This is a genomic window from Phenylobacterium sp. (genome assembly GCF_036501465.1).
Taxonomy (GTDB): domain Bacteria; phylum Pseudomonadota; class Alphaproteobacteria; order Caulobacterales; family Caulobacteraceae; genus Phenylobacterium.
Map to the genome: position 1 here is coordinate 49,487 of NZ_DASYAF010000010.1, position 10,723 is coordinate 60,209.

9 protein-coding genes are annotated in these 10,723 nt (G+C 69.8%); 2 read left to right on the forward strand and 7 right to left on the reverse strand.

Annotation, left to right across the window (positions count from 1 at the left end):
- Window positions 1–58 precede the first annotated feature (58 nt).
- Complete coding sequence (locus VGL85_RS01105; RefSeq protein WP_331585122.1) at window positions 59–2,227, forward strand: bifunctional (p)ppGpp synthetase/guanosine-3',5'-bis(diphosphate) 3'-pyrophosphohydrolase; 2,169 nt, start codon at window positions 59–61, stop codon at window positions 2,225–2,227.
- A 216-nt stretch (window positions 2,228–2,443) separates the two neighbouring features.
- On the opposite strand, the gene VGL85_RS01110 is transcribed toward VGL85_RS01105, so the two are convergent.
- The 6 genes from VGL85_RS01110 to VGL85_RS01135 all read right to left on the reverse strand — a co-directional run bounded on the left by VGL85_RS01110 (window position 2,444) and on the right by VGL85_RS01135 (window position 9,875).
- Complete coding sequence (locus VGL85_RS01110) at window positions 2,444–3,136, reverse strand: glutathione S-transferase family protein (RefSeq protein WP_331585124.1); 693 nt, start codon at window positions 3,134–3,136, stop codon at window positions 2,444–2,446.
- Window positions 3,137–3,229: 93 nt separating this feature from the next.
- The gene (locus VGL85_RS01115) at window positions 3,230–4,489 is read right to left on the reverse strand and encodes a PEPxxWA-CTERM sorting domain-containing protein (protein WP_331585126.1); all 1,260 of its coding nucleotides are present in this window, start codon (window positions 4,487–4,489) and stop codon (window positions 3,230–3,232) included.
- Window positions 4,490–4,636: 147 nt separating this feature from the next.
- Complete coding sequence (locus VGL85_RS01120; RefSeq protein WP_331585128.1) at window positions 4,637–5,614, reverse strand: hypothetical protein; 978 nt, start codon at window positions 5,612–5,614, stop codon at window positions 4,637–4,639.
- Between the two features lie 151 nt (window positions 5,615–5,765).
- Window positions 5,766–7,154: a peptide MFS transporter gene (locus tag VGL85_RS01125; RefSeq protein WP_331585130.1), complete on the reverse strand. Its 1,389-nt coding sequence runs from the start codon at window positions 7,152–7,154 to the stop codon at window positions 5,766–5,768.
- Between the two features lie 46 nt (window positions 7,155–7,200).
- On the reverse strand, window positions 7,201–8,937 hold the full coding sequence (locus VGL85_RS01130; RefSeq protein WP_331585132.1) for a hypothetical protein: 1,737 nt from the start codon (window positions 8,935–8,937) through the stop codon (window positions 7,201–7,203).
- Window positions 8,934–9,875 (reverse strand): alpha/beta hydrolase, encoded by a 942-nt coding sequence (locus VGL85_RS01135; RefSeq protein ID WP_331585134.1) that lies wholly within the window; start codon window positions 9,873–9,875, stop codon window positions 8,934–8,936. Before VGL85_RS01135 ends, VGL85_RS01130 begins: the two co-directional genes overlap by 4 nt.
- Window positions 9,876–10,005: 130 nt before the next feature.
- Between VGL85_RS01135 and pyrE the strand changes: the two genes are divergently transcribed.
- Window positions 10,006–10,590 carry an orotate phosphoribosyltransferase gene (gene pyrE / locus VGL85_RS01140; RefSeq protein WP_331585136.1) on the forward strand — a complete coding sequence of 195 codons (585 nt, stop codon included), beginning with the start codon at window positions 10,006–10,008 and terminating at the stop codon, window positions 10,588–10,590.
- 1 nt (window position 10,591) lies between these two features.
- Here pyrE and VGL85_RS01145 read toward each other — a convergent pair.
- Window positions 10,592–10,723: integrase core domain-containing protein (locus tag VGL85_RS01145; RefSeq protein WP_331585138.1), on the reverse strand; the 132-nt coding region annotated here is incomplete at its 5' end.

The window sequence follows — 10,723 nt, forward strand, 5'->3', positions numbered from 1 at the left end:
GAAGACCATCGCCATCCCCGCCTCATCGCCCAGCCAGACGGGCTCCAAGCGTCCGCGGATGCTCCGCCAGTTCGAGCTGATCGAGAAGGTCCGCTCCTACGACCCCACCGCCGACGAGGCGCTGCTGAACCGCGCCTATGTCTACGCCATGCGCATGCACGGGGCGCAGAAGCGCGCCTCGGGCGACCCTTACTTCGCCCACCCTATCGAGGTGGCCGGCATCCTCACCGACTATCGGCTGGACACCGCGACCATCGTCACCGCCCTGCTGCACGACGTGATCGAGGACACCCCGGTCACCCGCGCCGAGATCGACGAGCTGTTCGGCAAGGAAATCGGCGAGCTGGTGGAGGGGGTCACCAAGCTCTCCAAGCTGGAGCTTTCCTCCGAGCACCTGCGCCAGGCCGAGAACCTCAGAAAATTCATCCTGGCGATCAGCCGCGACGTGCGCGTGCTGATGGTCAAGCTGGCCGACCGCCTGCACAACATGCGTACCCTGGGCTTCATCCAGAGCCCCGCCAAGCGCGAGCGGATCGCGCGCGAGACCCTGGACATCTACGCCCCGCTGGCCCGCTCCATCGGCGTCCACCGCATCTGCACCGAACTGGAGGAGCTGGCCTTCGAGCACCTGAACCCGGTCGCCCGCGACGCCATCGGCCGCAGGCTGGAGACGCTGCGCCAGACCCAGGGCGGGGCGGTCTCGCTGGTCAGCCAGGAAATCAGCGCCCGGCTGGAGACCGCCGGCATCCCGGCCCGGGTGTTCGGCCGCGAGAAGAACGCCTATTCGATCTGGCGCAAGTTGCAGCGAAAATCGATTGGATTCTCTCAGCTTTCCGATATCTACGCCTTCCGGGTGATCGTCGAGGGCGAGCCCGACTGCTACCGCGCGCTCGGCGTCGTCCACCGGGCCTGGCCCATGGTGCCGGAGCGGTTCAAGGACTTCATCTCCACGCCCAAGCGCAACAACTACCGCTCGCTGCACACCACCGTGGTCGGCCCGCGCGGCATGCGCATCGAGATGCAGATCCGCACCGAGGCCATGGACCGGGTGGCGGAGGAGGGCGTGGCCGCCCACTGGCGCTACAAGAACGACAGCTACGGCTTCGACGCCGAGCACCAGATGGCCGCCGGCGGCCGCGACCCTCTGGTCAACCTGCGCCACCTGGTCCAGGTGCTGGAGCATGGCGGCGACCCGGAGGAGCTGGTCGAGCACGCCAAGCTGGAGATGTTCCTCGACCAGGCCTTCGTCTTCACGCCCAAGGGCCGGCTGGTCAGCCTGCCCACCGGCGCCATGCCGCTGGACTTCGCCTACGCCCTGCACACCGACATCGGCGACACCTGTATCGGGGTGAAGATCAACGGCGAGCTGAAGCCGCTGCGCACCGTGCTGCAGAACGGCGACGTGGTGGAGGTGATCAAGGGCGCCAAGCCGGTGGTGCCGCCGGACTGGCAGTCGATCACCGTCACCGGCCGCGCCCGCTCGGCGATCCGCCGCCATATCCGCCAGACCGAGAAGGAAGAGTTCACCCGCCTCGGCCGCGCCACGGTGGACCAGGCCTTCGAGGTCGCCGGCAAGTCGCGCAAGGACGTCTCGCTCAGGCCCGCCTTCGACCGCTTCGCCGTGACCACGGAGGATGAGCTGTTCGATGCCGTCGGCCGCGGCCGGGTCACCCCGACCCAGGTGCTGGAAGCCCTGTTCCCGGGCCTCAAGGCCGAGGAAAAGAAGGCCGCCGCCGCCCGCCACCGGATCGAGGGCGGCCGCGGCGCCCGGCTCTATGTGCGCGGCGGCGGGCTCACGCCCGGCGTCACCATCCACTTCGACGAGCACTGCTCGCCGCTGCCGGGCGACCGGATCGTCGGCATCATCGACGCCAAGGGCAAGGGGCTCACCGTCCACACCATCGACTGCGAGCATCTGGCCGGCTTCGAGGAGGACGAGGCCGCCTGGCGCGACCTGCAGTGGACTCCGGAGGCCGAGCGCAACGCCATCGCCCGCGCCAAGCTGATCGCCACCATCCGCAATGCTCCCGGCGTCCTGGGCCAGGTCTGCAGCATCATCGGCGAGGCCGGCGGCAACATCGTCCAGCTGCGCATGCACCACCGTCAGAACGACTTCTTCGACGTGGACATCGACGTCGACGTCAACGACGCCCGCCACCTGACCCACATCGCCGCGGCGCTTCGGGCCAATCCCAGCGTCGAGACGGTGGAACGGCGCAAGGACTAAGGGGCGGGCTAGTCGCCATTTCGAAGCGACGCCCCAGCGTGATCCTCCTCCCCTTGTGGGAGGAGGTGTCGGCCGGAGGTCGACGGAGGTGGGGTCGCACGCCGCTATCGGTGCGATAGGGCAGATCGAAAAGCTGCGAGAGTCTGAGAGACCCCACCTCCGACCCGCTCCGCGGGCCACCTCCTCCCACAAGGGGAGGAGGGCCTGTCGCAACGACTAGGCGCGCGCCTCCGCCTGGGCCTTGGCCTGCGCCGCCACCCCGGCGATGGCCTCGCGCGTCTCGGCGATCAGCCGCGCGCAGATCGGGTTTGCCTGGATGGCGCGCCAGTAGGCCGAAAGCTTCGGAAGCCCGAGCAGGGGATCGGGCGTGCCGAACGCGGCCGGGATCCACTCCGCCGCCAGCACCAGTTGCGGGGCGATGGCGCCGCCGGCCTGGCTGAGCGCGCCGCCAACCGCGAAGCCGTCCTCGCCGATGTAGGCCTCCAGCCAGCCCAGGGCCTCGGCCACCTTGGCCGCCGCGCCCTCCACCACCTCCGGCGTCCAGTGCCGGCGCGAGCGGGCCGACAGGTTGAACAGCGGGACCATGGCCATCACCACGTAGAAGTCGCAGATGCGGGCGAGCAGCCGCATCCGCGCCCGGCCCCACGGATCGGCGGGCCGCAGGCTGGGCTCGGGAAAGGCGTCCTCCAGATATTCGCAGATCACCTCCGACTCCGGCAGGGCGCGGCCGTCGTCCAGCACCAGGGTCGGCACTCGGCCGATCGGGTTGATCCTCAGGTAGTCGCCCTTGGCCTCCGTGGAGGCGTGGAACCCCGGCGGCTCGATGATCTCGACGTCCAGGCCCTTGGCGTAGATCAGCAGCCGCACCCGCGTCGGGAACGGCGAGGCATAGGTCTGGTAGAGCTTCATCGTGGCGGTCTCCCGCCGGCATGATTGAACGGCCGCTGCCGGGTGTCATCCCGGTTTCGTCGAGCGGCGAAACCGGGACTGCTCAGCTTGGGGTCAGAGGCGCGCCCGGGCGGCGCGGCGGCGGAGTTGAGTCCCCGCCAGCGCGAACCCGGCAATCATCAGGAGCCAGGCGTCGGGTTCGGGAACGGCGTTGAAGCCGATCGCTTCGAACGCCTTGAAGGAAGGCGTCCCGGGCCTGACGTCCGCGGAGTTGTTGTTGCAGTTGAACGCGTCCTGTACGTCCCCCGTGCCGCCGATGAACTGGTTTCCCGGGCAGGCCTGGGCCAGGTTAAGGCCCCAGTCGCCGGCGTCGCCGCCGATTTCGGGGAAGGCCTGGTTGAACTCGTCGATCGAGGTCAGTCCGCCGTCGACCGAGAAGTACGGTGAGTTCGCGCCAGTACAGAGATTGGTGTTGGTGAACCCCGCGCCGGCCGGGCAGCCGGTGACGGCTGTGTCGGTGGGGTCGAACGAGCCGACGCCGGGGGCGGCGTAGCGGTAGAGGTCCATGACGCCGTACAACGGGCCCCTCACCCCGAAGACGTCCTGCGCATAGTTGGGGTCGGCGTTGAAGCTGTTGAGCTGGGAGCCCGCGCCGCCGATTCCCAAGGTCTCGTCGATCTCGTGCTCCATGGTCGACTCGGCGTCGAAGCCGATGGCCTGGCCGGGGGTCGGGATCGGCCGCGTGTAGAAGAGCGGCTGGTCGATATTCAGAAAGACGACGGCGTCCGCTGTCCCGCCGGCGTCGCTGCCGACGAAGGCGCCGGTGCTGGTGAACTGCGCCGTGGCGTCGCCGGGTCCGAAGGCGGTGTTCACGCCCACGCCCAGGCCCAGCACGCGCGCGTCGGTCGTGTTCACCGCAACATTGGCGCCGCTGATCCCGGCGCCGTTACCCGCGCCGAGGTTGGCGACGGCGGTGTTCAGGACCGTGTTCTGAGGATTGGCGCCAGCCTGCGCCGCCAGCGCGGTCGTGTACTGGTTGTAGCTATAGACGGTCTGCCCGGAGATGCTGGCGCCCAGGAAGCTGTCGGTTCCGCCGTGATAGCCGAAGAACACGATGTTCTCGGTGAGGTTGTTGCTGAACTGGGAGGCGATCTGAGTGGTCGCGGCGGTGATGGCGCCCATCGCCGCGGCGTTGCCGCTCAACGAGACGACCTGGCTCGGGTCGAGCCCGCAACTGCCCCCGGCGCAACTGAGGCCGAAGGTGTTCGAGAAGATCGGATTGATCTGGACCGCCGCGCTGGCCGGTGTCGCCAGCACGAGCGTGACCGCCGCCGCGATGCCGACGGCGCATGACGATGCAACAGCTATTTTCATGGCCACCCCCAAACCTGAATCGGCTGACCCTCCGCCGCCGAATATCAGTGTTGTGAAGGTGAGGTTAGGAGCGAACTGGGGGCCGTCCAAACAAGTTGTGGTGAACGGAAAATTCCCCCGATAGTTGTATACGGTATAAATTCTGAGCTACGCCGCCAGCTTGTGCCGCTTCTCCATCTTCCAGTCGTGGAGGATGCGGTTGATGATGAAGGGCGGCGCCCAGGCGAACTCGCCGTCGTCCTCGATCTCGTCGGTCAGGAACAGGGGCGTGAACACCTTGTAGTTCTGCTCGATGATCGCCTCGCAGTACGAGCGCAGCAGCACCGGGTCGGAGAGGTGGCGGCCGATGCCGTCGTCCTGGTCGGTGCGCGGCACGGCGCCCACCGGCAGCCAGATCATCGGATAGGGCTGGTTATCGACCACGCCGCGCAGCTTGTGCGCGCCGGAGAAGTGCAGCGGCAGCGGCTCGTCCTCGGTGGTCATGCTGGTGGAGAGCAGGAACGCCAGGTCGGCCGACAGCACCATGCGCCGGGGCGTCGCCCACGACGACAGGCGGAAGCCGGTGTCGATCGAGGGGCCCACGAAGTCGCGCACGATGTCCTCGCGACCCTTGCCGGCGTACCACTGGTCGCGCATCTCGGCCTGCAGCAGGATCGGGTCGTCGTCGGCGTCGGAGCGGAACTGCGCCCCGCCGCGGCGGAAGAAGACCTCGCAGTTGGGCGCCGGGAACAGGCCGATCCAGGCGCGGGACTTGACGTCCAGGTCCTCGGTCAGCGTCGCCAGGTCGCAGCGGTAGGCGCTGAGCGCCGCCAGCCAGATGTGAATCGCCTCCACCGCCTGGGCGCGGGTCACCAGCTCGCAGACGTAGAGCAGTTCGTCGCCGTTGGTCTTCCACAGCTCCGGCGTGGGCACCAGGGCGTTGCTGCGCTGGCGGAAGGCGCGGTGCTGGGCGTGAACGATCTGGTCGAAGTCGCGGTAGAAGTTCAGCATCGCCGGCAGCCATTCCTGGCGCGACTGCTTGAAGGCGGTGGATCCCACGAGGTCGACGCTCAGGAACAGGCGCAGCCGGGGCTTCAAGCCCTCCGGCAGGTCTGCTGGAAACGCCGTCCTCTCGCTCAACGACACCACACCGTCTCTCTTCTGAGCCCCGACCCCTGTTTCAGGGGCCGCGCGGGATCGGGAGCGTGGCGCCGACCTTGTGAAAAGCCGTGGCGCATCCGCCCTCGATAGACCCTCGTATAGAGCCGATGGTCTTCGGCGGAGTTAAGACTTCTGGTTAAATAGGTTTGACCATAAAGGCCCGGCTGAGCGGTCCCCAGAGGATCAGCAGGATCAGCCCCGCGCCGCCGGCTGCGGCTGAGTGAAGCAGCCAGAAACCGGGCGCGGTCATCCGCTCGTAGAATTGGCCCACCCAGCCCACCAGCAGGGAGCCTGCGAACACCGACAGGAAGTAGACGCCGATCATCAGGGCGTTGATGGCCGGCGGGGCCACGCGGCTGAACAGCGCCATGCCCACCGGATAGACGAACAGATAGGCGCTCTGCACCACCAGGTGGAAGGCCAGCGCCCAGGCCAGCGGGACCTGTCCGGCCCCCGACACCGCGCAGGCCAGCGCCAGCAGCCCATAGGCCGCCGCCGCCAGGCCGCAGCCGGTGGTCATCTTTCCTAACGCCGAGGGCTCGCGCCCGCGTTTCGCCTGGCCGCTCCACAGCCCCACCAGCACCGGCGCCAGGCAGATGCCGACGATGGCGCTGGCCGACTGCAGCCAGGTCACCGGCAGGGTGAAGCCCCCGATCTGCCGGTCCAGGTGCGCGCGGGCCCAGATCATGTAGGCGTTCAGCACCTCGCCGTTGGCGATCCAGAACAGCGCCACCACCACCAGGATCACGCCCATCGCGGCCAGCACCGGCAGGTCGGCGGCGGTCAATCGCGCCTGTTCGGGCCGCCGCTCGCCCCGTTTCGGCAACGTGTCCGGCGGCATCCGCCGGTAACCCGCCAGGTAGATCGCCAGGGAGATCAGCATGCCGACGCCGGCCGCGCCGAAGCCCCAGTGCCAGCCCACCGTCTCGCCCAGCGTCCCGCAGACCAGGGGCGCGGTGAACACGCCCACGTTGGCGGCCATGTAGAACAGCTGGAAAGCGTCGGTGCGCCGCCGGTCAGCGCCGGCATAGAGCGCGCCCACCTGGGCCGAGATATTGCCTTTCAACAGGCCGCAGCCGACGATCAGCAGCACCAGGGCCAGCAGGAACGGCCCCTCGAAGGCCATCAGGAAATGGCCCGCCGCCATCATCGCCCCGCCCAGCAGCACCGCGCGCTTCTGGCCCAGCCACTGGTCGCCGGCCAGGCCGCCGAACACCGGCGTCAGCGAACAGAGCCCGGCGTAGAGGCCGAACACCTCCGAGGCGACCTGCTGCGGGCGCATCGGCCCGAACACCCGCTCCAGGCCGGCGCGGAAGGCGGCGAACCCCGCCACATGCTCCACATGGCCGCGATGCAGCAGCTGGCTGGTCATGTAGAGCACCAGCAGCGCCTGCATGCCGTAGAAGGAGAACCGCTCGAAGGCCTCCATCGAGGCCAGGTAGCTCAGGCCGATCGGATGGCCCAGGACGGCGCGTTCGCCGGCCTGCGGCGTCGGCGCATCGAGGGTGTCGGCGGCTACGGCCATGGCGACGAGCTTTCCGCGGCCTTCGGCTCCGCCGCAAGGCCCCGCCTCATGGCTGGGCGGCGCGCTGGTAGAGGGTCAGTTGCTCGCCCCTGAAGGCCGGCGTCCACGGGCCGCCCGGCGGCGTCGCGGGTCCCGAGACGATCACCGCCGTCGCGCCCTGCAGGTCGGCGGCCGGCGCCTGGTCCGGCGGGCCCGCCACCACATGCGGCCGCGCGTCCAGCAGCAGGAAGGCGAGGTGGGTCTCGTTGACGTCGGGCGACAGGACGGTGACGTCGCTCTCCGCGAGCAGGCGCGGCCGGATCGCGGCCATGTCGCGGTTGAACGCGGCCCGCTGGGCGACCAGGGGCCCGTCCCAGGCGCCGTCCAGCCAGGTCGACAGCCCGCCCAGCGCCAGGGTCAACGCCAGGCCAACGAACGCCGGCTTCAGCCGCGCGGCGTAGGCCGCCCCGGCCAGCAGCACCGCCAGGATCGACAGCGCCCGAAGCGGCAGGGCGAAATTCAGCGGCGCCCGCACCGGGTCGGCCTGGAAGAAGGCGGTCAGCACGCTGGCGTCCCAGGGGAACAGGACGATCCCGGCGCGGAAACAGGCCAGCAGGCCCGCCAGGCCCGCGAAGGTCACCGCCGCGGCCGCCGCCGCGGTGCGTCCGCCAAGGCCTCGCGCCAGCGCCGGCGCGGCGGTCAGCCACAGCATCGGCGCGAAGAACTCGAAATAGCGGCCCCAGACGCGGAGCGTCTCGCCGGCCGTGGACGCGACCTTCATCGTGAAGACGCCCACCATGGCGATGGTCGCCAACAGCGAGACCAGGACCAGCAGGAAGGCGAGGTCGCCGCCCTCCGCCTCGAACCGGGTCCCTTTCGCGGCCTTGGGCGCCGCGCGCCATCGCCGCCACAGGTCGCTCAGCCCGACCACCGCCGGCGCCCCGGCCAGCACCGCGCTGGCCGAGGTCATCGCCGCCACGCCCAGCGCGCCGAGCGCCGCTGCGCCCTTGGGCGCCGTCGCCGCGATGGTCGCGCCATAGATCGGGCCGACGAAGAAGCTCCAGGCGTGCGCGACCGGCTCATCGGCCTGCCATTGGATCAGGTTGCCGACTGTGAAGAAGGCCAGGGCGAAGACCACGATCCGCACCGGTAGCCGCCGCCAGTCCTGCGCCGCGTCCTCCTTGGCCATCAGGGCGTCCAGCACGCCGACCGCGCCCAGGGCCGCCAGTTCCGCGACCCCATTGGGCTTCACCAGCACCAGCACCGCGCCCAGCGTCCCCGCCAGCGCCGCGTGGACCAGCGGGCGGCTGCGCCACCAGCGCCGGGTGACCAGGATGAGGGCGGCGAACACCCCGACGAACAGCCCCTCGGCGAGGTTCGAGGCGGCGAAGCGGTAGTAGGGGAAGCCCACCGCCAACAGCAGCAGCGCCAGGCCGAGCTCGCCCGGCACGGGGACCGCGGTACGCTTCACGCTCGCCCACCACAGCGCCAAGAGGCCGGCAAGATAGGCCGTCAGATTGACGATCCGGTCGCCGACCACCAGCGGCAGGCCCGCCTCGAACACCGCGCGGATGACGCTGAGGTGCGCGCCGTTGACGACGCCGGCCACGTAGGGGTTCCGCGCCACCACCGGGTCCGGATAGAGGGCGTGCAGCAGGTAGGCGGCCTCGTCGGCGGCGAACAGCGGCAGGGGAACGGTCAGCCGCTCGGCGTAGAAGCCCAGGATCGCCAGCACGCCCAGGGCGGCGAGACCCAGGAAGGTCAGGCCGGCGACCTGCCGCGCCAGACGCTCCGTCTCGGTCACGCGCCGGGGCTCTTCAGGTGGGCCAGCACGAATTCCACCCCGCGCACGGCGCTGTCGCCGTAGGTCATCCCCAGGATGGTGGTGTGCGAGGCGCCCTTCACCGCTTCGAAGGTCCCGTGCTTCGCCGCCCTCTCCGGCGCCCGGCGCGCGTCGCCGGGCCGGTCGCCTTCGCCGCGATCCACGACGATCACCGAGACCGGCCAGTCGGGGTCGTAGGGCGGGGCGGCGGCGGCTTCGCGCGCGCTCCGCTCCCAGTTACCCACCTCCTCGGCGGCGGTGCGCGCATGACGGCCGCTGACATAGGCGTGGCGCTTCTCGGCGGACCCCTGCGGCGGCAGGCCGATGCGGTCGCCCGCGGTCCAGTAGAGTGGCAGCGTTGTCCCCACGCTCGCCGAGACCGCCGCCACCTTCGACAGGCTGGTGAAGGCGCCGATGAACTTCTGGGTGTTCGGATTGTCGATCTGCTCCGGCGTGGTCGCCTCGATCAGCACCAGCCCCGCCACCTGCTCCGGGTGACGCCCGGCATAGAGCCGAACATAGAGCCCGGCCATGGAGTGTCCCATCAGGATGAAGGGGCCCTTCTCGCCGGACGCGGCGATCAGCTTTGCGAGGTCGTCGGCGATGGCGGCGGCGTCGCGCGGCTTCGGCCCCGGGTCCGACCAGCCCATGCCGGCCCGGTCATAGGCGCAGGAGCGGATGCCCTTGGCGGTCAGCTTCTGCTGGATCGCCGCGAAGTCCGCCGCCAGGCCGAAGGCGCCGGGCTCCATCCAGACGGTGGGCGTGGGTCCCGCGGGCGGTCCGGCGCAGACCAGCCGCATCTTCCGCCCGCCGCCGATGTCGATGAAAACGCCCGACGGCTTGAACGGCCCGGCCACGGCGACCATCGCCCAGCCGGCCCCGATCCACACCACCAGGATGAGCACAAGCCCGATCAGCATCCGCGAAAGAATCCTCGTCATGAGGGGAGCTAAGGCCGCCTTTGCGACGCCTGCAACCGCCAAGCTTCCGCGCACCCTTTCGAAGCCCTGCGAAGGGCGTTATCCAGCGCCGCAAGGAGCGCCCGATCCCATGAACACCGAACAGGTCCTCGACGAATTCCGTGGCGCCGGCGCCCTGCGCGAAGGCCACTTCATCCTGGCCTCAGGCCGCCACAGCCCGATGTTCCTGCAGAAGAACCTGGTCTTCCAGTTCCCCGACCGCACCGAGCGGCTCTGCAGGGCGCTGGCGGCCAAGATCGAGGCCGCGGTCGGCAAGCCCGACCTGATCGTCTCCCCGGCGGTGGGCGCCATCATCCCGGGCTACGAGACCGCGCGCCACATGGGCGTTCCCGCCCTCTATGTGGAGCGGGAGGACGGCAGGTTCCGCCTGCGCCGCGCCTTCAAGGTTCCGCCGGGCGCCAAGGTCGTGGTCATCGAGGACGTGATCACCACCGGCGGCTCATTCCGCGAGGCGGTCGAGCCGATCGCCGAGGCCGGCGGGACGGTGCTCTGCTGCGCCTGCATCGTCGACCGCTCCGGCGGCAAGGCCGACGTCGGCTTCCCCCTGGTGGCGCTCGCGACGGTGGACGTGCCGTCCTACGCCGCCGACGAAATCCCGGCGGACCTGGCCGCCATCCCCGCCGAGGAGCCGGGATCGAAGCGGTTGAAGGGATGACCTAGGTGTCGTTTCCAAGAAGGTTGTTCACACGCTGCCAGGGTGTGAGGCCTGCGATGCCGGAGTGTGGGCGATCGAGGTTGTAGGCGTCGGTCCAGGCTGCGACGGCCTGGGTTCGTTCGGCCGAGGAGCG